Source organism: Kitasatospora sp. NPDC057595, assembly GCF_042800875.1.
In the GTDB taxonomy this organism is placed as follows: Bacteria; Actinomycetota; Actinomycetes; order Streptomycetales; family Streptomycetaceae; genus Kitasatospora.
In genome coordinates, this window is sequence record NZ_JBHVGL010000004.1 from 40,966 (window position 1) to 61,594 (window position 20,629).

20 protein-coding genes are annotated in these 20,629 nt (G+C 73.5%); 16 read left to right on the forward strand and 4 right to left on the reverse strand.

Annotation, left to right across the window (positions count from 1 at the left end; all coding sequences use genetic code 11):
- The first annotated feature begins 118 nt into the window (after nt 1–118).
- Together ACFU9E_RS08495 and dnaE are read left to right on the forward strand one after the other, a co-directional pair.
- The gene (locus tag ACFU9E_RS08495) at nt 119–847 is read left to right on the forward strand and encodes a hypothetical protein (protein ID WP_380682205.1); all 729 of its coding nucleotides are present in this window, start codon (nt 119–121) and stop codon (nt 845–847) included.
- A gap of 117 nt (nt 848–964) precedes the next feature.
- The gene (gene dnaE, locus ACFU9E_RS08500; RefSeq protein WP_380682204.1) at nt 965–4,510 is read left to right on the forward strand and encodes a DNA polymerase III subunit alpha; all 3,546 of its coding nucleotides are present in this window, start codon (nt 965–967) and stop codon (nt 4,508–4,510) included.
- 62 nt (nt 4,511–4,572) lie between these two features.
- On the opposite strand, the gene ACFU9E_RS08505 is transcribed toward dnaE, so the two are convergent.
- Nucleotides 4,573–5,460 (reverse strand): LysR substrate-binding domain-containing protein, encoded by an 888-nt coding sequence (locus ACFU9E_RS08505; protein WP_380682203.1) that lies wholly within the window; start codon nt 5,458–5,460, stop codon nt 4,573–4,575.
- 72 nt (nt 5,461–5,532) lie between these two features.
- Here ACFU9E_RS08505 and ACFU9E_RS08510 point away from each other — a divergent pair, with 72 nt between their 5' ends.
- The 6 genes from ACFU9E_RS08510 to ACFU9E_RS08535 all read left to right on the forward strand — a co-directional run bounded on the left by ACFU9E_RS08510 (nt 5,533) and on the right by ACFU9E_RS08535 (nt 11,792).
- Nucleotides 5,533–6,423 (forward strand): dihydrodipicolinate synthase family protein, encoded by an 891-nt coding sequence (locus ACFU9E_RS08510; RefSeq protein WP_380682202.1) that lies wholly within the window; start codon nt 5,533–5,535, stop codon nt 6,421–6,423.
- A gap of 96 nt (nt 6,424–6,519) precedes the next feature.
- A complete protein-coding gene (locus ACFU9E_RS08515; RefSeq protein ID WP_380682201.1) occupies nt 6,520–7,548 on the forward strand; it encodes an aspartate-semialdehyde dehydrogenase in 1,029 nt (342 codons plus the stop codon).
- A 251-nt stretch (nt 7,549–7,799) separates the two neighbouring features.
- Nucleotides 7,800–9,044, forward strand: a complete 1,245-nt coding sequence (locus tag ACFU9E_RS08520; RefSeq protein WP_380682200.1) for an NYN domain-containing protein — start codon at nt 7,800–7,802, stop codon at nt 9,042–9,044.
- Nucleotides 9,045–9,127: 83 nt separating this feature from the next.
- Nucleotides 9,128–10,126 carry an ABC transporter ATP-binding protein gene (locus tag ACFU9E_RS08525; RefSeq protein WP_380682199.1) on the forward strand — a complete coding sequence of 333 codons (999 nt, stop codon included), beginning with the start codon at nt 9,128–9,130 and terminating at the stop codon, nt 10,124–10,126.
- A complete protein-coding gene (locus tag ACFU9E_RS08530; RefSeq protein WP_380682198.1) occupies nt 10,123–10,935 on the forward strand; it encodes an ABC transporter permease in 813 nt (270 codons plus the stop codon). Before ACFU9E_RS08525 ends, ACFU9E_RS08530 begins: the two co-directional genes overlap by 4 nt.
- Before the next feature lie 83 nt (nt 10,936–11,018).
- The gene (locus tag ACFU9E_RS08535) at nt 11,019–11,792 is read left to right on the forward strand and encodes a hypothetical protein (protein ID WP_380682197.1); all 774 of its coding nucleotides are present in this window, start codon (nt 11,019–11,021) and stop codon (nt 11,790–11,792) included.
- Nucleotides 11,793–11,813: 21 nt separating this feature from the next.
- Here ACFU9E_RS08535 and ybaK read toward each other — a convergent pair whose 3' ends face one another.
- From ybaK to ACFU9E_RS08550, 3 genes are read right to left on the reverse strand one after another with little or no spacing between them, the layout of a single operon-like run.
- Nucleotides 11,814–12,308 (reverse strand): Cys-tRNA(Pro) deacylase, encoded by a 495-nt coding sequence (gene ybaK, locus ACFU9E_RS08540; RefSeq protein ID WP_380682196.1) that lies wholly within the window; start codon nt 12,306–12,308, stop codon nt 11,814–11,816.
- Between the two features lie 55 nt (nt 12,309–12,363).
- Nucleotides 12,364–13,089: an LON peptidase substrate-binding domain-containing protein gene (locus ACFU9E_RS08545; protein ID WP_380682195.1), complete on the reverse strand. Its 726-nt coding sequence runs from the start codon at nt 13,087–13,089 to the stop codon at nt 12,364–12,366.
- Between the two features lie 60 nt (nt 13,090–13,149).
- Entirely contained in the window at nt 13,150–14,730 is a 1,581-nt protein-coding gene (locus ACFU9E_RS08550) for an oxidoreductase (RefSeq protein WP_380682194.1), read from the reverse strand.
- Between the two features lie 101 nt (nt 14,731–14,831).
- On the opposite strand from ACFU9E_RS08550, the gene hisD reads away from it, so the two are divergent.
- The 8 genes from hisD to hisF are packed head-to-tail and all read left to right on the forward strand — an operon-like array spanning nt 14,832 to nt 20,604.
- Entirely contained in the window at nt 14,832–16,139 is a 1,308-nt protein-coding gene (gene hisD, locus ACFU9E_RS08555) for a histidinol dehydrogenase (RefSeq protein WP_380682193.1), read from the forward strand.
- Nucleotides 16,136–17,236 (forward strand): histidinol-phosphate transaminase, encoded by a 1,101-nt coding sequence (locus tag ACFU9E_RS08560; protein ID WP_380682192.1) that lies wholly within the window; start codon nt 16,136–16,138, stop codon nt 17,234–17,236. Before hisD ends, ACFU9E_RS08560 begins: the two co-directional genes overlap by 4 nt.
- A 5-nt stretch (nt 17,237–17,241) precedes the next feature.
- Nucleotides 17,242–17,835: an imidazoleglycerol-phosphate dehydratase HisB gene (gene hisB, locus ACFU9E_RS08565; protein WP_355361642.1), complete on the forward strand. Its 594-nt coding sequence runs from the start codon at nt 17,242–17,244 to the stop codon at nt 17,833–17,835.
- Complete coding sequence (locus ACFU9E_RS08570; protein WP_344325680.1) at nt 17,832–17,984, forward strand: hypothetical protein; 153 nt, start codon at nt 17,832–17,834, stop codon at nt 17,982–17,984. The genes hisB and ACFU9E_RS08570 overlap by 4 nt, the downstream gene beginning before the upstream one ends.
- 34 nt (nt 17,985–18,018) lie before the next feature.
- A complete protein-coding gene (hisH, locus tag ACFU9E_RS08575) occupies nt 18,019–18,654 on the forward strand; it encodes an imidazole glycerol phosphate synthase subunit HisH (RefSeq protein ID WP_380682191.1) in 636 nt (211 codons plus the stop codon).
- A gap of 20 nt (nt 18,655–18,674) precedes the next feature.
- Nucleotides 18,675–19,400: a bifunctional 1-(5-phosphoribosyl)-5-((5-phosphoribosylamino)methylideneamino)imidazole-4-carboxamide isomerase/phosphoribosylanthranilate isomerase PriA gene (priA, locus tag ACFU9E_RS08580; RefSeq protein ID WP_380682190.1), complete on the forward strand. Its 726-nt coding sequence runs from the start codon at nt 18,675–18,677 to the stop codon at nt 19,398–19,400.
- Nucleotides 19,397–19,837, forward strand: coding sequence for a Rid family hydrolase (locus ACFU9E_RS08585; protein WP_380682189.1), 441 nt, complete (start codon nt 19,397–19,399; stop codon nt 19,835–19,837). Before priA ends, ACFU9E_RS08585 begins: the two co-directional genes overlap by 4 nt.
- Nucleotides 19,834–20,604: an imidazole glycerol phosphate synthase subunit HisF gene (gene hisF, locus ACFU9E_RS08590; protein ID WP_380682188.1), complete on the forward strand. Its 771-nt coding sequence runs from the start codon at nt 19,834–19,836 to the stop codon at nt 20,602–20,604. The genes ACFU9E_RS08585 and hisF overlap by 4 nt, the downstream gene beginning before the upstream one ends.
- The last annotated feature ends 25 nt before the right edge of the window (nt 20,605–20,629 follow it).

Sequence of the window (20,629 nt, forward strand, 5' to 3'; positions counted from 1 at the left end):
CTCCGAGCCGGCCGCGCGCCCCTGGCCCGACGCCCGCGCCTGCCCCCCCCCGCTGCCCGACCCGCCGGCCGCGTCGCCGGCCCGGCCGGCCTCCCGCGCCCTCGGGGAGGATGGGGCCGTGACGAGGATGAGTGACGGCCGGTACGCGCCGGCGGGGTCGTTGATCGGGATGGTGCAGCGGGGGCGCGGGCTGGGTGCGCGCATGGTGGCGGAGGATCCGCGGGGGGCCGCCGAGGTGGTGGCGGGGTGCGTCCGGTGGGACTGGCGGTGGGACGACGCCGATCAGCGGGCGGTGTACCTGGCGCGGCTGCTGCGGGACGCGGGGGTCGAGGCCGCGCCGCTGGCGCCGGTGCCGGGTGGGCGGCGGCACGAGACGCACGGGGCGGGGGAGGCGGCGGAGGGGGACATCGAGGCGCTGGTCGAGCGGCTGGAGCGGGAGTGGGTGGAGCGCCGGTGGTGCGGGCCGGTGCACACGGCGCGGGCGTTGGCCGGGTTCGGGGTGCGGGCGCGCGGCGCGGCGTCGCTGCTCAGGCGCTTCTGGCTGTGGACGCCGCACTCGCACGAGCGGGTGGGGTACCTGGAGGCACTGGCGGTCATCGAGCCGGCCGGGCTGGACGGGATCTACCTGGAGTGCCTCTGGGACTGCGAGGAGGACGCCCGGCTGCTGGGGGTGGAGCGGGCTCCGGACGGGGCGCAGGTGCGGGAGCGGCTGCGGTACCTGGAGCGCGACGAGCTGGAGGGGGAGGCGGTCCGGGCGGCCGCCCGGGAGAGGCTGCTGCGGTGCCGGTCCGCTCGCGGTGAGCGAGTGCGAGGGGAGGGGCGGGAGCGGGCTAGAGTGGGAGGGTGAACGTGTGAGTGATGGTCCGGGCCGGTAGCGGCTCGGGCCTCATCCATTTCCGGGCACCTTCTGTGACCCGCGCGTTCACCGGCCCACCTGCCAGCACGAGCCTACGGAGGCCCCGCCTTGAGCGATCAGCCGTTCGCGCATCTGCACGTCCACACCGAGTACTCGATGCTGGACGGCGCCGCCCGGCTGAAGCAGATGTTCAAGGAGGTCGAGCGGCTGGGGCAGAGCCATGTCGCGATGACCGACCACGGCAACATGTACGGCGCGGCCGAGTTCCACAAGCAGGCCACCGCCGCCGGCATCACCCCGGTGATCGGCATCGAGGCGTACGTCGCCCCGGAGGCCCGCTCCAACACCAAGCGCATCCTGTGGGGCCAGCCGCACCAGAAGAAGGACGACGTCTCGGCGTCCGGCGCCTACACCCACAAGACCATCTGGGCCCGGAACAAGGAGGGCCTGCACAACCTCTTCAAGCTGACCTCGCGCTCGTACTCCGAGGGCTGGCTGGTCAAGTGGCCCCGGATGGACAAGGAGCTGATCTCCGAGCTGTCCGGCGGCCTTATGGCCACCACCGGCTGCCCCTCCGGCGAGCTGCAGACCCGGCTGCGCCTCGGCCAGTTCGACGAGGCGCTGCGGTCCGCCGCCGAGTACCAGGAGATCTTCGGCAAGGAGAACTACTTCCTGGAGCTGATGGACCACGGTCTCGACATCGAGAAGCGGGTCCGCGACGGGCTGATCGAGATCGGGAAGAAGCTCGGCATCCCGCCGGTCGTCACCAACGACTCGCACTACACCACCGAGGCCGACGCCGGCGCCCACGACCTGCTGCTCTGCGTGCAGACCGGCAAGAACCTCTCCGACCCGGACCGCTTCCGGTTCGACGGCACCGGCTACTACATCAAGTCGGCCGCCGAGATGTACGCCCTGGACCAGTCGGACGCCTGGCAGGAGGGCTGTCGCAACAGCCAGCTGCTGGTGGCCTCCCGGGTCGACACCGAGGGCATGTTCGAGTTCCGCAACCTGATGCCGCGCTTCCCGATCCCGGAGGGCTTCGAGTCCGAGGCGGACTTCTTCAAGTCCAAGGTCTGGGAGGGCATGGACTGGCGCTTCCCTGGCGGGTACGACGAGGAGCACAAGAAGCTCGCCGAGTACGAGATGGACACCATCATCCAGATGGGGTTCCCGGCGTACTTCCTCGTGGTCGCCGACTTCATCATGTGGGCGAAGAGCCAGGGCATCGCGGTGGGGCCGGGCCGTGGTTCGGCGGCCGGCTCGCTGGTCGCGTACGCCATGGGCATCACCGACCTCGACCCGATCCCGCACGGTCTGATCTTCGAGCGCTTCCTCAACCCCGAGCGCATCTCCATGCCCGATGTCGACATCGACTTCGACGAGCGCCGGCGCGGTGACGTGATCCGGTACGTGACGGAGAAGTGGGGATCCGACAAGGTCGCCATGATCGTCACGTACGGCACCATCAAGGCGAAGGCCGCCATCAAGGACTCCTCGCGCGTCCTCGGCTACCCGTACGCGATGGGCGACCGGATCACCAAGGCGATGCCGCCGGACGTCATGGGCAAGGGCATCCCGCTGTCCGGCATCACCGACAACAGCCACCCGCGCTACAGCGAGGCCGGCGAGATCCGCGGGCTCTACGAGACCGACCCCGACGTGCGCAAGGTGATCGACACCGCGCGCGGCATCGAGGGCCTGATCCGCCAGCCCGGTGTGCACGCGGCCGGCGTCATCATGTCCGCCGAACCGCTGACCGACCACATCCCGGTCTGGACCCGGCACACCGACGGCGTCACCATCACGCAGTTCGACTACCCCACCTGCGAGGGCCTCGGCCTTCTCAAGATGGACTTCCTCGGCCTGCGCAACCTGACGATCATGGACGACGCCGTCAAGGCGATCGAGAAGAACAAGGGCGTCAAGATCAATCTTCTTGAGCTGCCCCTGGACGACAAGCCGACCTACGAACTGCTGGCGCGCGGTGACACGCTCGGCGTCTTCCAGCTCGACGGCGGCCCCATGCGCTCGCTGCTGCGCCTGATGAAGCCCGACAACTTCGAAGACATCTCGGCCGTTCTGGCGCTGTACCGGCCGGGTCCGATGGGCGTCAACTCGCACACCAACTACGCGCTGCGCAAGAACGGGCAGCAGGAGATCACCCCGATCCACCCGGAGCTGGAGAAGCCCCTGGAGGAGGTGCTCAGGCCCACCTACGGCCTGATCGTCTACCAGGAGCAGGTGCAGAAGGCCGCGCAGATCCTGGCCGGCTACTCGCTCGGCCAGGCCGACCTGCTGCGCCGCGCCATGGGCAAGAAGAAGAAGGAGATCCTGGAGGCCGAGTTCGTCCCGTTCCAGAAGGGCTGCCGGGAGCGCGGCTACTCGGACGCGGCGATCCAGGCGGTGTGGGACGTCCTGGTCCCCTTCTCCGGCTACGCGTTCAACAAGGCGCACACGGCGGGCTACGGGCTCGTCTCCTACTGGACGGCGTACCTCAAGGCCAACTACCCGGCCGAGTACATGTCCGGCCTGCTCACCTCGGTCAAGGACGACAAGGACAAGTCGGCCGTCTACCTCAACGAGTGCCGGAAGATGGGCATCAACGTCCTGCCGCCGGACGTCAACGAGTCGGACGCGGACTTCACCCCGCACGGTGACACCACCGTCCGGTTCGGCCTGACCGCCATCCGCAACGTCGGCGGCCCGGTCGTCGAGTCGATGATCCGGACCCGGAAGACCAAGGGGAAGTTCTCCTCCTTCCCGGACTTCCTGGAGAAGGTGGAGTCGGTGGTCTGCAACAAGCGGACCGTCGAATCGCTGATCAAGGCCGGTTCATTCGACTCGCTCGGCCACACCCGCAAGGGCCTGACCGCGCAGTTCGAGCCGATGATCGACAACGTCGTCGGCATCAAGCGCAAGGAGGCCGAGGGGCAGTTCGACCTCTTCGGCGGCGACACGGCGAGCGACGAGCCGAGCTTCGGCCTGGACGTGGTGTTCTCCGAGGACGAGTGGGAGAAGTCCTTCCTGCTCACCCAGGAGCGGGAGATGCTCGGTCTGTACGTCTCCTCGCACCCGCTGCACGGCATCGAGCACGTGCTCGCCGACAAGGCGGACTGCGCGGTCGCGGACCTCGCCGAACGGCCGGACGGGACGATCGTCACCATCGGCGGCATCATCTCGGGCCTCCAGCGGAAGATGACCAAGCAGGGCAACGCCTGGGCGATCGCGACGGTCGAGGACCTCGCGGGCTCGATCGACTGCATGTTCTTCCCGGCCAGCTACCAGCTGGTCTCCTCGCAGCTGGTCGAGGACGCGGTGGTGTTCGTGCGCGGGAAGCTGGACAAGCGCGAGGACGTGCCCCGGCTGATGGGCATGGAGCTCACCGTCCCGGACCTGTCGAACGCGCACGCCGAGGCGCCGATCATCATCAACATCCCGAGCGGGAAGGTGACGCCCCCGTTGGTGGCGCGGCTCGGCGAGGTGCTGAGCAGTCACCGGGGGACGACCGAGGTGCGGGTCCGGCTGGAGGCGCGCAGCAGGACGACGGTGCTGCGGCTCGACCGGCACCGGGTGAAGTCGGATCCGGCGCTGTTCGGGGACCTGAAGCAGCTGCTCGGCCCGAGCTGCCTGGCGGGCAACGGGGCGGCGTAGGGGCTGTCCCCTGCGCGGACCCCGCGGAGCGCCCGTGCCCGGCCGGGTACGGGCGCTCCGCGCTACGCGGAGTTGCGCAGCGGGGCCGGTACGGCGGTGTGCAGGGCGGAGACGAAGGCGGAGATCGCGGGGTGGGCGCCGGCCCCGGCGCGGAACGCGGTGCGGGTGCGGCGGTACATCGGCAGCCGGGTGAGGACGACCCCCGGCGGCGGCCGGTCGATGCCGAGGTGCGGGACCAGCGCCACCCCCTGACCGGCCGCCACCAGGGCGAGCACGGTGGCGAAGTCGTCGATCTGGTGGCGGATCCGGGGCGCGAAGCCCGCGCTCTCGCAGGCCCGGACGGCCATGCTGTGGCACAGGGTGCCCGGCGGGGCGAGGATCCAGGGTTCGGCGCGCTGGTCGGCGACGGCGCCGGGGGCGCGGGCCGCCAGGTACATCGGCTCGGTGAAGATCGGCCGGGTCATCGCCAGCCCGGGCTCCGGGTCGGCGGGCACCAGGTCGTACTCGTGCAGCAGCGCCACGTCCAGCTCGCCCGCGCGCAGCGCCGCTGCGACCTCGGCCGGGTCGACCTCGGTGACCATCGGCTCCAGCCCCGGGTGCCAGCCGGCCAGTTCGGCGAGCACGGCGGGGATGATCGCGCGGGCCGCCGACGGGTAGGTGCCGATCCGCAGCGGGCCGGCCAGGCCGTCGCGGGCGTGGGCCAGTTCGGCGTCCGCCTGCTCCAGCCGTTCGAGCACGGCCTCGGCGTGCCGGACCAGGTTGCGCCCGGCGGGGGTGAGGGTGACCCGGCGGCCGGTGCGTTCCAGCAGCGGGACGCCGGCCTCCTTCTCCAGCACGGACAGCTGCTGGGACACCGCCGAAGGGCTGAAGCTGAGCGCCTCGGCGACGGCGGCGATGGTGCCGAGGTGGGCGAGTTCGCGCAGCAGGCGCAGGCGTCGGACATCGAGCATCGGCTCAGCTTACGAGAAGCTTCGGAAACGTGAACTGGACCTGGGGGATCGGCGGGCCGCAGGATCGTGGGCATGGAACTCAAGGGCATTTTCGTCCCGCTGGTCACGCCGTTCGCGGCCGACGGCTCGGTGGCGCTGGACGCGCTGGAGAAGCTGGCCGGCTCGGTGCTGGACGACGGCGCGGCCGGACTGGTCGCGCTCGGCACCACCGGTGAGCCGGCCGCCCTGAGCGCGGACGAGCGGCGCGCGGTCACCGAGGTCTGCGCGGCGGTCTGCGCCGGGCGCGGTGTGCCGCTGCTGGTCGGCGCGGGCGGGCCGGGCACCGCGGCGGCGGCCGAGGAGCTGGCCGGGCTGGCCGCCCGGGTGCCGGGGGTGGCGGGGGCGCTGGTGACCGTGCCGTCCTTCGTCCGGCCGGGCGAGGCCGGGACGGTCGCGCACTTCCGGGCGCTGGCCGAGGCCAGCTCGGTGCCGCTGGTCGTCTACCACATCCCGTACCGCACCGGGCAGGCGCTGTCGGGCGCCGCGCTGCTGGAGCTGGCCGCGCTGCCGAACGTGGCGGGCGTCAAGTACGCGACGGGCGGGGTGGACCAGGCGGCGGTGGAGCTGCTGGCCGCGGCGCCGGCCGGGTTCTCGGTGCTGGGCGGGGACGACGCCGTGCTCGCGCCGCTGCTGGCGCTCGGCGCGGACGGCGGCATCCTGGCCTCCGCGCACCTGGCGACCGCGCGCTTCGTCGAGCTGGCCGAGGCCTGGCAGGCCGGGGACGCGGCGCGCGCCCGGGCGCTGGGCCACCGGCTGACCGGACTGGCGGTGGCGGCCTTCGCCGCGCCGAACCCGGCGGTGGTCAAGGGCGTGCTGCACGCGCAGGGGCGGATCCCGACGCCGGACGTCCGGCTGCCGCTGCTGCCGGCCGGGCCGTCGGAGGTCGCGCGGGCGCTGGAACTCCTCAGTGGTCTGGACCACTGAGGACCACAGGATGGAATGCCGGGCCGCCCCGTGCCGGTGACAAGGCATGATGGGCGGAGTGCGGCTGTGAGTTGCAAGATCAAGAGGAGTAGTCGGATGAAGATCGGCATTGTCGGGGCCACCGGCCAGGTCGGCGGCGTGGTCCGCGAGATCCTGGCGGAGCGCAACCTCCCGGTGGAGCAGCTGCGGCTGTTCGCCTCGGCCCGCTCGGCCGGGCGCACGCTGCCCTGGCAGGGCACCGAGGTCACCGTCGAGGACGCGGCCACGGCCGACTACACCGGCCTGGACATCGTGATCTTCTCGGCCGGCGGCGCCACCTCCAAGGCGCTCGCCCCCAAGGTCGCCGCCGCCGGTGCCGTCGTGATCGACAACTCCTCCGCCTGGCGCCGCGACCCCGAGGTCCCGCTGGTCGTCTCCGAGGTCAACCCCGAGGCGATCGCCGACCGCCCCAAGGGCATCATCGCCAACCCGAACTGCACCACCATGGCCGCCATGCCGGTGCTGCGCCCGCTGCACGACGAGGCCGGCCTCGCCGCCCTCGTCGTCTCCACCTACCAGGCCGTCTCCGGCAGCGGCGTGGCCGGCGTCGCCGAGCTTCAGGACCAGGCCGCCAAGGTCGTGGACGGCGCCGCCGCCCTCGCCCACGACGGCTCGGCCGTCGAGTTCCCCGAGCCCAAGGTCTACCAGCGGCCGATCGCCTTCAACGTGGTGCCGCTGGCCGGTTCCATCGTCGAGGACGGCTCCAACGAGACCGACGAGGAGCAGAAGCTCCGCCACGAGAGCCGCAAGATCCTCGGCATCCCCGAGCTCAAGGTGGCCGGCACCTGCGTGCGCGTCCCGGTCTTCTCCGGCCACTCGCTGCAGATCAACGCCCGCTTCGAGCGCCCGATCAGCCCCGAGCGCGCGGTCGAGCTGCTGGCCGGCGCCCCCGGCGTCGAGCTGAGCGACATCCCGACCCCGCTCCAGGCCGCCGGTCAGGACCCGAGCTACGTCGGCCGGATCCGCGTCGACGAGACGGTGGAGAACGGCCTGTCGCTGTTCATCTCCAACGACAACCTGCGCAAGGGCGCCGCGCTCAACGCCGTCCAGCTGGCCGAGCTGGTCGCCGCCGAGCTCAAGGGCTGATCCCCGCCGCGCACCGCGCGAGGGCCCCCGTCCGCGACCGCGACCGGACGGGGGCCCTCGGCGTCGGTACCGGGAAAGCGCCGGACGGCCGGGGTTCGGCGGGCGGATCCGGGGGAACAAGGTGACCCAACGATCGGGCGGCTGCGGGCACCCCTCACCCCATCCCGCCCGGGCCCGGGCGCAGCGCGCCCACCCCGGCCCCGTCCGTCCCGGCGGAGCCCCACCCGAGGGCGAGCGGAAAGAGGTGCGCGATGGACCGCTGTGTCGTCCTGGTGGACGCCGGATACCTGCTGGGCGCCGCCGCGAGCCTGCTCGCCGGTGACCCCTCCCGTTCCAAGGTCACCGTCGACCACACCGCGCTGATCGCCGCCCTGCGCGAGCGCGCCGAGGCCGAGACCGGTCTGCCGCTGCTGCGGATCTACTGGTTCGACGCCGCGCCGGAACGCCGCCCGATGCCCGAGCACCGGCGGCTGCGCGTGCTGCCCCGGGTCACCGTGCGGCTCGGTGCGCTCACCCGGGCCGAGGGCCGCTGGGTGCAGAAGGGCGTCGACGCCGCGATGCACGCCGAACTCTCCGAACTCGCCCGCAACCGGGCCTGCGCCGACATCGTGCTGATCACCGGCGACGGCGACCTGCTGCCCGGCATGATGTCCGCCAAGGAGCACGGCGTCGTCGTCCACCTCTGGGCGCTGCAGGCCGCCGACGGCGACTTCAACCAGTCCGAGGACCTCGTCGGCGAGGCCGACGAGCGACGGGTGCTGGACCGCGAGTGGATCGAGGGCTCGTTCAGCCTGCGCGACACCTCCAGCGTCTTCCCCGGCCCCGGCGCCCGGCACGACATCGCCAAGATCCTCGCCGCGCCGCCCGCTGCGCCCCCCGCCACCCTGCCGGGCCCGCTGCCCGCGGCCCAGGTGCCCGGTCGCCCCGCCGAGGCCGAGCCGGTCGCCGTGGCGGCCCCCGCCGCCAACGGGCGCCCGCAGCCGGCCGTCGCCGGACTCAAGATCGTCCCCACCCCCAAGGACCTCGCCGGGCGCAGCGCCGACCGGCAGGCCGCGGCCGACCGGCAGCAGGCCGGCCCGGTGCTGCGCTGGTCCTCCGACCGCGGCTGGATCGAGCGGCCCGCCACCGAGCCCGCCGTCACCGCCGGCGACGGCCTGCCGACCCTGGCCCAGCTCACCACCGCCGAACAGCGCTGGGCCGACCGTGAGGAGGACATCACCTCCATCGGCGGCGACGCCCACGAGGTCGGCCAGGTCTTCGCCCGCCGCTGGACCGGCCGGATGGGTGACGTCGAACGGCTCACCGTCCTGTGGCCCGGCTACCCGCGCATCCCGCACCGGGTCGACGGCGAGCTGCTGCGCTACGCCGCCCGCTTCGGGCTGCTCGCGCACAAGGACGACCAGATCGACGAGCACGACCGGTACGCGATCCGGGCGGGCTTCTGGAAGGAGCTCGCCGCCAGGGTCCCCGGCGGTGACCTGGTCGTCGACGACTGACCGGTCCGGGGCGGCCCCCGGCGGCGCCGCGGGCGGGGCCCCGTTGTCCGGTTCGCCCGTTGCACCGCGTAGAGTCTCCGGTCGTGAGTGAGACGGCCGGGCGGGCACCCCAGGAGACCTCGCCGTGCTGCGCCGTACGCGACCTGGTCCGCACGTACCGCGCCGGGCGCGGCGCCTCGGCCACCGCGATCCGGGCCAACGACGGCATCACCCTGACCGTCCGGCAGGGTGAGATCTTCGGCCTGCTCGGGCCCAACGGCGCCGGCAAGTCCACCCTGGTCCGCCAGCTCACCGGCCTGCTGCGGCCCGACTCCGGCAGCATCGAGATCCTCGGCCACGACGTGGTCCGGCACCCCGAACGGGCCGCCCGGCTGCTCGGCTACCTCGGCCAGGAGTCCAGCGCGCTCGACGAGCTGACCGTCGCCCTCGCCGCCGAGACCACCGGGCGGCTGCGCGGTCTGAGCCGGGCCGCGGCCCGCGCCGCCGCCGACGAGGTGATCGCCGAACTCGCCCTGGAACCGCTCGCCCACCGGCCGCTCGCCAAGCTGTCCGGCGGCCAGCGCCGGCTCGCCTGCTTCGCCGCCGCCCTGGTCGGCGACCGGCCGCTGCTGGTCCTCGACGAGCCCACCACCGGCATGGACCCGGTCGCCCGGCGGGCCGTCTGGTCGGCGGTCGAACGCCGCCGGACCGAGCGCTCGGCCACCGTGCTGCTGGTCACCCACAACGTGATCGAGGCGGAGACGGTGCTGGACCGGGTCGCGGTGGTCGACGACGGCCGGGTGATCGCCTGCGACACCCCCGGCGGCCTCAAGGCGCTGGTCGACGGTGACGTCCGGCTCGACCTGGTCTGGCGCGACGAAGCGCCGCTGGCCGTCCCCGCGGTGGCGGCGCTCGCCGAACGGGCCGAGCGCACCGGCCGCCGCTGGACCGTCCGCACCACCCCCGAGCAGGCCCGCGAGCTGGTCGCCGCCGTCACCACCGGCCCGGCCTTCGCCGCCCTGGACGACTTCACCCTGGCCACCCCGAGCCTTGAGGACGCCTACCTCAAGCTGGGCGGCCGCCACGGAGGACTGGCCAAGTGACGCTGCTCTCGGCACCGGCGCGCACCACCCCGGACACGGCCGGCGGGCCCGCCCCGCTCGCGCCCGCCGCCCGGATGCTGCCCGCCCTCGCGGCCGTCTACCGGGCGCAGCTCGCGCGGGCCCGGGTGGCGCGGATCCCGCTGCTGTTCGTGGCCACCTTCCAGTCGCTCGGCATCCTGGTGATGATGCGGGGCGTCGTCGACTCCGGGCAGACCTCGGCCGCCCGGTACGTGGTGTCCGGCTCCAGCGTGCTGGTGGTCGCCTTCGTGGCGCTCAACCTGCTCGCCCAGTACTTCGGCCGGCTGCGGGCCAGCGGCGGGCTGGACCACTACGCGACGCTGCCGGTGCCGGCCGCCTCGGTGGTGCTCGGCACGGCCGCCGCCTTCGCCTCGTTCACCCTGCCCGGGACGCTCGTCACCGCGGGGGTCGGCGCGGTGATGTTCGGGCTGCCGCTCGGGCAGCTGTGGGTGCTGCTCGCGGTGGTGCCGCTGGCCGGGGCTGCGCTCTCCGGGCTCGGGGCGGCCTGCGGGCTGCTCGCGCCCAAGCAGGAGATCGCCACCATGCTGGGGCAGCTCGGCATGTCGGCGGCGCTGCTGCTCGGCGTGCTGCCGGTGGACAACCTGCCGCAGCCGGTGCTCTGGCTGCGCGACCTGCTGCCGTCCACCTACGCGGTGGAGGCCTTCGCCCGGACGTTCCGGCCGTCGCCGGACTGGGCGGCGGTGGCCGGGGACCTCGCGGTGTGCGCGGGAGTGGGCGTGGTCTCGCTGGCCGTCGCCACCTGGGCGTACCGGCGGGCGACCCGCCGCTAGCCGGTCGGTGCCCGGCCGGCGCCGGTCGCCCGGTCGGTGGGTGGCCGGGTCGCGGGGGCGTCGACCGTGAAACGATGGGGGGTGTGACCGTACCGAACACACCTCCGGATCCCGCGCGCGCCGACGGCTCCGATGCCGCGCCCGCGGACTCCGTGACCGGGGACTCCGTGCCCGCTCCGTACGCCGCGCCCGACCCGCACGCCGCGCGCGATCCGTACGCGCTGCCGCCGGGGCTCGACCTGGTGGCCGGCAAGCCGAAGCCGGCGGAGCCGCTCGCCCAGCGGCTGCTGCCCGAGCTGAGGATCGGGGCGGCCACGGTGCTGGCCTGCCTGGTGCTGGGGGTCGTGATGGGCGTGCTGTGGGCCTGGCTGGCGCCCAAGGTGCCGCTGGTCGTGGACGGCAACAAGATCCTCTACGCCGACCCGGAGGGCGAGCAGCGGGCCGGGGCCGACAGCGTGTTCGTGCTGATCGGGCTGGGGATGGGGATCCTGACGGCGCTGGGCGCGTTCCTGGTCAGCCGGAAGCGCGGCGGCGGGATCTCGGTGGCGGTCGGGCTGGCGGTCGGCGGGCTGCTGGCGTCGGTCGGGGCGTGGGGCCTCGGGCGGTGGCTCGGGCCGGGCCGCGACCTGGTCGCGGAGGCGCGGCGGGTCGGGAACGGCGGGCACTTCCAGGCGGACATCGACCTCGGGGCGTACGGGGCGGTGCTGGCGTGGCCGATGGCGGCGATGGTGCTGCTGCTGGCGCTGTCGGCGGCGTTCGGGAAGCGCGAGGAGGACCCGCCGCCGTACTGGGGGGTGCCGGGCCCCGCGGCCGTGGACGCGGGGGTTCCGTCGGCTGAGGAGCGGCGGGAGGGCTGAGGTCTGCCCCCCGACCTCGGGTCAGTGGGCGATGGGGGCGGTGCGGGCGTTGGTGAGGGTGACGAGGTGGGCGGGGGAGAGCTCGACCTCCAGGCCGCGGCGGCCGGCGGAGACGTAGACGGTGGGGTGGGTGAGCGCGCTGGCGTCGACGACGGTGCGCAGCGGGCGGCGCTGGCCGAGCGGGGAGATGCCGCCGAGGACGTAGCCGCTGCTGCGTTCGGCGGCGGCCGGGTCGGCCATCGCGGCGCGCTTGCCGCCGACCGCCGCGGCCAGCGCCTTGAGGTCGAGCCGGCCGGCGACCGGGACGACGCCGACGGTGAGGACACCGTCGATGTCGGCGACCAGGGTCTTGAAGACCCGCTCGGCCGGCACGCCGAGCGCCTCGGCGGCCTCGCCGCCGTAGGAGGCGGCGGCCGGGTCGTGCTCGTAGGAGTGGACGGTGAACGGCACGGCGGCGGTCTCCAGGGCGACCGTCGCGGGCGTGCCCTGGCCGCCCTTCTTCGGCTTCTTGGCCACGGGGGCTCCGCAAATCGGTGGGGTGCGGTCGGTGGGGTGCGGTCGGTGGACCGGGTCAGTTGGGGCTGAAGGACTGGCGGGTGAGGTTGACGGCGGGCAGCGAGGGCAGCCAGCTGAGCACCGCCGTCTCGCGGCGCAGCAGTTCGAGCTCGGTGCGCAGCCGCTGGGCGTTGTCGGGGCAGGCGAGCAGCTGCTGCTTGAGCGGGACCTCCAGGACGGCGGCCGCGGCGACCAGGTAGGACAGCACCTGCGGGTCGTCGGGCAGTTCCTGGCGGCCGACGGTGCTGGCCTCGCGGGCCCCGGCGAGCCGGCGCTGGTAGGTGCGGAAGACCCGTTCGACCTCGGCGGCCAGTGCGCCGGAGCCCTCGCCGGTGCGTTCCTCGATGGGTTCGAGCTCGCCGACGAGGTACGGGCCGCCGACGTCGACGGACCGGAGCCAGAACCGGGTGGTCCCGGTGATCAGCAGCTCGTACCGGCCGTCCGGCTGCGGCTGGACGGAGGTGACGTCGGCGACGCAGCCGATGTGGTGGAGCGCCTCCAAGGGGTCGCCGGTGGTGCCGAGGCCGTCCAGCGGGCCGGCCGGGCCGTCCTCGGGGCGGACCGGGGCGACCTCGCGGCCGTCCTTGATGGCGAGCACGCCGAAGCGGCGCGGCTGGTCCTCGGGTCGCTCCAGCAGGTCGGCGACCAGACGGCGGTAGCGCTCCTCGAAGACGTTCAGGGGCATCACCAGGCCCGGGTAGAGCACGGTGTTCAGCGGGAAGAGCGGAAGCCGTTCTGTCACGGCGGACAGCGTAGTTCCCCGGACCCGCCGGGCCTTCACGGCCCGGGTGCTCAGCGGTCCTCAGCCGCGCTGGAGCATCCGGCTGGCGCCGGCGGCGACCGTGGTGGCGAGCACCCAGCCGACCACGACCAGGCCGGAGGAGACCCACTGGGCGGTGCCGCCGGGGTTCCAGCCGGTCTGGCCGAGGTCGACGACCGGGAGCAGCTGGCCGAGCGCGTACAGCACCGGGTTCCAGTGCGGGCGCTCGTCGGCCTTGAGCGGCTGGAGCGCGTGGGTGGCGAAGTAGAGGCTGCCGAGCGCCCAGGCGAGCAGCAGCCAGAGCGCGGCGCGGCCGGGGCGGAAGCCGTAGCCGACGGTGGCGTCCTGGATCCGGCCCCAGATCCGGGCCGGCAGCGGCAGGGTCTGCCGGCGGCGGCGCTGCTTGGCGTAGAGCACCTCGCGGGCGTCGTCGTCGGCGCCGTCGCGGCGCAGCGCGGCGGCGAGCTGCTCGTAGGACTCGGGCTGGAACTCCACGGAGGAACGTTCCAGCCAGCCGATCCGCTGCCGGACGGGGAACGGCACGGCCGGGCGCAGGCACTCGTAGGTGAACCCGGTGAGCCCGACCGATCCCCCCTGCGGCCAGGAGCCGGGGGCGTCGACCAGGTTGCCGATCCGGGCCCGGGACAGCGAGACGGCGCCGCCCTCCGGGAACCGGCAGGTGAAGCGCAGTTCCGGGGTCTGGATCCGGCGCAGGGTCACCTCGTCGCCGTCGACCAGGTGGAACTCGGCGTCGGAGAGCAGACAGGCGTTCTCGAAGCGGCCGTCGGAGAGCCGGACCTGGCCGAAGGCGCGGAACGGCGTGCTCGGCGCGTCCGGCGGCGGGACCTCGCCGTACCCGGAGCCGTAGTAGGTCTGGGACCCGTACCAGCCGCCGTCGGCCGAGCCGCTCAGGTACAGGGTGTGGCCGACGGTGAGTCGCACCGCGTTGAGGGCGTTGCGGTTGCCCGGCGCGGCGCGCAGCTGGGCGCCGCGCAGCGAGAGCCGGCCGCCGATCCGGGCGGTCCGCAGGCTGACCTCGCCGTGGGTCGCCAGCCGGTCGGCCTCGCAGTCCTGGCTGACCGCGATGCCGTCGGCGGACAGCGCCCGGCCGAACCGGTCGCCGCCCAGGACGGCCTGGTTGATCAGCAGGTCGGTGCCGATCCGGGCGTCGGTGAGCCGCACGCCCTGGCGGATCCGGCAGCGGGCCAGGTGCAGGTCCCCGGAGGTCGCCAGCCGGGAGGCCTCCAGCCGGGGGATGAGGCAGTTGATGAAGCGCAGGGTGCCGGCCTCGGCCTCGGAGATCAGGACCTTCTGGTCGAAGCGGCAGTCGTGCAGCTCGACGTAGTGGCCGATGGTGCCGCCGGCCAGGTCGAGCGGGCCGGTGACCAGGGCGCCGGTCAGCTTGAGCGAGGCGACCCGGCCGGGGACCGCGGCCGGGCCGCCCAGCAGCAGCCGGGCGAGCACCCGGGCGCGGACCGTTCGCTCCGGACCCCAGACGGCCTCGCCGAACGGGTCGTCCTCGGCGGCCTCGCCGCTGCGCAGGTCGTGGATCCGGCCGAGCCGGAACGCCTGCCAGAGTGCCTGTTCGGCGGCCGTCCAGTCGTCCGGTGCCCGATCCGTCACGGTTCCCCCCGATTCCCCCGGCCTCCCCCGGCCGTCTCGCCCTTCGTATCACGGACTGAAATGCGGGACCGTCGGTTCCGGCCACTCCTTACACTGGGGGCGTGATCTCTCGAATCGATCTGCGCGGCTCGCTCGACGACCCGCGCGACCTGCTGCCCCGTGCCGACTTCGACGTCGCGGCCGCCCTGGAGAAGGTGCGTCCGATCGCCGAGGACGTGCATCATCGCGGGGTCGCGGCGCTGATCGAGATCACCGAACGCTTCGACGGCGTGCGGCTGGAGTCCACCCGGGTCCCGGCCGAGCAGATCGCGCGGGCGCTGGAGGAGCTGGACCCGAAGGTGCGCGCCGCGCTGGAGGAGTCGATCCGCCGCGCCCGCATCGTGCACGCGGACCAGCGCCGCGAGGGGCACACCACCCAGGTGGTGCCGGGCGGCACGGTCACCCAGCGCTGGGTGCCGGTGGACCGGGTCGGGCTGTACGTGCCCGGCGGGCTGGCCGTCTACCCGTCCTCCGTTGTGATGAACGTGGTGCCGGCCCAGGAGGCGGGCGTGCGCGGCATCGCGGTGACCTCGCCGCCGCAGAAGGCCTTCGGCGGTCGGGTGCACCCGACCATCCTGGCGGCCTGCGCGCTGCTCGGCGTCACCGAGGTCTACGCGGTCGGCGGTGCCCAGGCGGTCGCCATGTTCGCGCTGGGCACCGAGGAGTGCGAGCCGGTGAACATGGTCACCGGCCCCGGCAACATCTACGTGGCCGCCGCCAAGCGCTACTTCGCCGGGCGGATCGGCATCGACTCCGAGGCCGGCCCGACCGAGATCGCCGTCCTCGCCGACGACAGCGCCGACCCGGTGGACGTCGCCGCCGACCTGATCAGCCAGGCCGAGCACGGCCCGACCTCGGGCTCGGTGCTGGTCACCGACTCGGTGGCGCTCGCCGACGCGGTCGAGGCCGAGCTGAAGACCCAGGTCGCCCGTACCCGGCACAGCGAGCGGGTGGCCGAGGCGCTGGGCGGCCGGCAGTCCGGCGTCATCCTGGTCGACGACCTGGAGCAGGGCCTGGCCGTGGTCAACGCCTACGCGGCCGAGCACCTGGAGATCCAGACCCGCGACCCGCACGCGGTCGCGGCGAAGGTGCGCAACGCCGGCGCGATCTTCCTCGGCCGGTTCACCCCGGTCTCGCTGGGCGACTACGCGGCCGGCTCCAACCACGTGCTGCCCACCGGCGGCTGCGCCTGCCACTCCTCGGGCCTGTCCGTGCAGACCTTCCTGCGCGGCGTGCAGGTCGTCGAGTACGACCGCGAGGCGCTGGCCGGCATCGCCGAGCACGTCGTCAACCTGGCGAACGCCGAGGACCTGCCCGGTCACGGCGACGCGATCAAGGCCCGATTCGACTGGACGGTTCCCGGAACGTGACCACGATCGACGACCTTCCCGTCCGGGACGAGCTGCGCGGCCAGTCGCCCTACGGCGCCCCGCAGCTCGACGTCCCGGTCCAGCTGAACACCAACGAGAACCCGTACCCGCTCCCCGAGGAGCTGGTCGCCCGGATCGCCGAGCGGGTCGCCGAGGCCGCCCGGAACCTCAACCGCTACCCCGACCGCGACGCGGTCGAGCTGCGCGAGGGCCTGGCGGCGTACCTCACCCGCACCACCGGCCACGCCGTCGCCCGGGAGAACGTCTGGGCCGCCAACGGCTCCAACGAGGTGCTCCAGCAGCTGCTGCAGACCTTCGGCGGCCCCGGCCGAACCGCGCTCGGCTTCGAGCCCTCGTACTCGATGCACGCGCTGATCTCCCGGGGCACCGGCACCGGCTGGATCTCCGGCCCGCGCAACGCCGACTTCACCATCGACCTGGACGCCGCCGTCGCGGCGATCGCCGAGCACCGCCCGCACGTGGTGTTCGTCTGCTCGCCGAACAACCCGACCGGCACCGCCGTCGACGCCGCCACCGTGCTGCGGCTGTACGAGGCCGCGCAGGCCGCCCGGCCCAGCCTGGTGGTGGTCGACGAGGCGTACGTCGAGTTCTCGCACCGCGACTCGCTGCTGCCGCTGATCGAGGGCCGCCCCAACCTGGTGGTCTCCCGCACCATGTCCAAGGCCTTCGGCGCGGCCGGGCTGCGCCTGGGCTACCTGGCCGCCGACCCGGCGGTGGTGGACGCGGTGCAGCTGGTCCGGCTGCCGTACCACCTGTCGGCCGTCACCCAGGCCACCGCGCTGGCCTGCCTGGAGCACACCGACACCCTGCTCGGGTACGTCGGCCGGCTCAAGGCCGAGCGCGACCGGCTGGTCGAGGCGCTGCGCGGGCTCGGTCTGGAGGTGACCGACTCGGACGCCAACTTCGTCCAGTTCGGCCGCTTCGCCGACACCCACGCCGTCTGGCGGGCCATCCTCGACCACGGCGTCCTGGTCCGTGACAACGGCGTCCCCGGATGGCTGCGCGTCACCGCCGGCACCCCCGCCGAGAACGACGCCTTCCTGGCCGCCGTCGCCACCGTGATCAAGGAGCTCTAACCCGAATGACCCGCATCGGACGCGTCGAGCGCACCACCAAGGAGACCTCCGTCCTGGTCGAGATAGACCTGGACGGCACCGGCAAGACCGACATCTCCACGGGCGTCGGCTTCTACGACCACATGCTCGACCAGCTCGGCCGCCACGGTCTCTTCGACCTCACCGTGAAGACCGACGGCGACCTGCACATCGACACCCACCACACCATCGAGGACACCGCCCTCGCGCTCGGCGCCGCCTTCCGGCAGGCGCTCGGCGACAAGGTCGGCATCTACCGGTTCGGCAACTGCACCGTGCCGCTGGACGAGTCGCTCGCCCAGGTGACCGTCGACCTCTCCGGCCGCCCCTACCTGGTGCACACCGAGCCGGAGAAGATGGCGCCGATGATCGGCACCTACGACACCACCATGACCCGGCACATCCTGGAGTCCTTCGTGGCCCAGGCCCAGATCGCCCTGCACGTCCACGTGCCGTACGGTCGCAACGCGCACCACATCGTGGAGTGCCAGTTCAAGGCGCTGGCCCGGGCCCTGCGCTACGCCGCCGAGCGCGACCCGCGCGCGGCCGGCATCCTCCCGTCGACCAAGGGCGCACTGTGAGCAACTCCGCGATGATCCTCATCTTCGTCGGGCTCTTCCTGGCCGGCGGCGTCATCTCGTTCTGGAAGCAGAAGCACTCCAAGGGCGTCATCCTCGTGCTCGCCCTGGGTTCGCTGATGTGCCTGGGCTCGGGCCTCATGCGCCTGTAACCGTCGAGCGAACGAAAGACTGGGACACCTGAACATGGGCAAGAACGTCGTGGTGCTCGACTACGGCTCGGGCAACCTCCGCTCGGCGCAGCGCGCCCTGGAGCGGACCGGGGCGAACGTCACCGTCACCTCCGACTACCAGACCGCGATGGACGCCGACGGCCTGCTGGTGCCCGGCGTCGGCGCCTTCGAGGCCTGCATGCGCGGGCTGAGGTCGGTCCGCGGGGACTGGATCATCGGGCGCCGGCTGGCCGGCGGCCGGCCGGTCATGGGCATCTGCGTGGGCATGCAGATCCTCTTCGAGAAGGGCGTCGAGCACGGCGTGGAGAGCGCCGGCTGCGACGAGTGGCCGGGCACCGTGGAGCCGCTGGAGGCGCCGGTCGTGCCGCACATGGGCTGGAACACCGTGGACGCCCCCGAGGGCAGCCGGATGTTCGCCGGCCTGGACGCGGACACCCGCTTCTACTTCGTCCACTCCTACGGGGTGCGCAGCTGGGAGCTGGAGGCTCACAGCGCGCGGATCAACCCGCCGCTGGTCACCTGGGCCACCCACGGGCAGCCGTTCGTCGCGGCCGTCGAGAACGGTCCGCTGTGGGCCACCCAGTTCCACCCCGAGAAGTCCGGCGACGCCGGCGCCGCCCTGCTGACCAACTGGGTCAGCACCCTCTGACGACGGAAGAGTTTCAGATCATGAGCCGCCTCGAACTGCTGCCCGCCGTCGACGTCCGGGACGGCCAGGCCGTCCGCCTGGTCAAGGGCGCCTCCGGCACCGAGACCTCCTTCGGCGAGCCGCTCGCCGCCGCCCTCGCCTGGCAGGACGCCGGCGCCGAGTGGCTGCACCTGGTCGACCTCGACGCCGCCTTCGGCACCGGCTCCAACCGGGACCTGGTGCGCGAGATCACCGGGACCCTGGACATCAAGGTCGAGCTGTCCGGCGGCATCCGCGACGACGCGTCGCTGGCCGCCGCGCTGGCCACCGGCTGCACCCGGGTCAACCTCGGCACCGCCGCCCTGGAGAGCCCCGAGTGGGTCGCCAAGGCCATCGCCGAGCACGGCGAGCGGATCGCCGTCGGCCTGGACGTGGTCGGCACCACGCTGCGCGGCCGCGGCTGGACCAGCGAGGGCGGCCAGCTGTTCGACGTGCTGGCCCGCCTGGACGCCGAGGGCTGCGCCCGCTACGTGGTCACCGACGTCAACCGGGACGGCACCCTGACCGGCCCCAACCTCCAGCTGCTGCGCGACGTGTGCGCCGCCACCGACAAGCCGGTGGTCGCCTCCGGCGGCGTCTCCTCGCTGGACGACCTGCGGGCCATCGCCGGTCTGGTCGGCGAGGGAGTCGAGGGCGCCATCGTGGGCAAGGCACTCTACGAGCAGAAGTTCACCCTCGGAGAGGCGTTGGAGGCGGTTTCGGGATGACGGAACGTCGGATCGTGCGCGGCCGGCTCGGCGGCTTCTCCGTCTGGGAGGAGACCCTCGGCGCGTCGCAGGCGGTCGCCGCCGGGGACCACGTGCACGTCGCCGGTGCCCGGCCGCTGGTGGACGGCGTGCTGCACGGCGAGGGCGACCCCTACGAGCAGGCCCGGACCGCCTTCGGCAACGCGCTGGAGGCCCTGGCCGCGTACGGTCTGACGGCGGACGACGTGGTCCGCACCCGGGTGTACCTCACCCACGCCCGTGACATCGACGCGGCGGGCCGCGCCCACCAGGAGCTCTTCGGCGCGGTGCGCCCGGTGGCCGCCGTCGTGGTGGTGGAGAGCCTGGTCGACTCGCGGATGCTCGCCGAGGTCGAACTCGACGCCCACCGCGCCGGACTCGCCGCGACCCTGGAAGCTCTGGAAGGCAATCAGCCGTGACCCTCGCAGTACGTGTCATCCCCTGCCTGGACGTCGACGCCGGCCGCGTGGTCAAGGGCGTCAACTTCCAGAACCTCCGCGACGCCGGGGACCCGGTCGAGATGGCCAAGCTCTACGACGCCGAGGGCGCCGACGAGCTGACCTTCCTCGACATCACGGCCTCCTCCGGCGACCGCGAGACCACCTACGACGTGGTCCGCCGCACCGCCGAGCAGGTCTTCATCCCGCTCACCGTCGGCGGCGGCGTCCGCGCCGTCGAGGACGTCGACAAGCTGCTGCGGGCCGGCGCCGACAAGGTCGGCGTCAACACCGCCGCCATCGCCCGCCCCGAGCTGGTCCGGGAGATCGCCCAGCGGTTCGGCCGCCAGGTGCTGGTGCTCTCGGTCGACGCCCGGCGCTGCCCCGAGGGCACCGAGACCGCCTCGGGCTTCGAGGTCACCACGCACGGCGGCCGTCAGGGCACCGGGCTGGACGCCGTCGAGTGGGCCGGGCGCGCCGCCGAGCTGGGCGCGGGCGAGATCCTGCTCAACTCGATGGACGCCGACGGCACCAAGGACGGCTACGACCTGGAGCTGATCCGGGCGGTGCGCAAGACCGTGTCGGTGCCGGTGATCGCCTCCGGCGGGGCCGGGAAGCTCGCCGACTTCGCCCCGGCGGTGGAGGCGGGCGCGGACGCGGTGCTGGCCGCCAGCGTCTTCCACTTCGGCGACCTGCGGATCGGCGAGGTCAAGAACGCGCTGCGGGAGGCCGGGCACCCGGTCCGCTGAGGCCGGACCGGGTACCCGGTCCGCA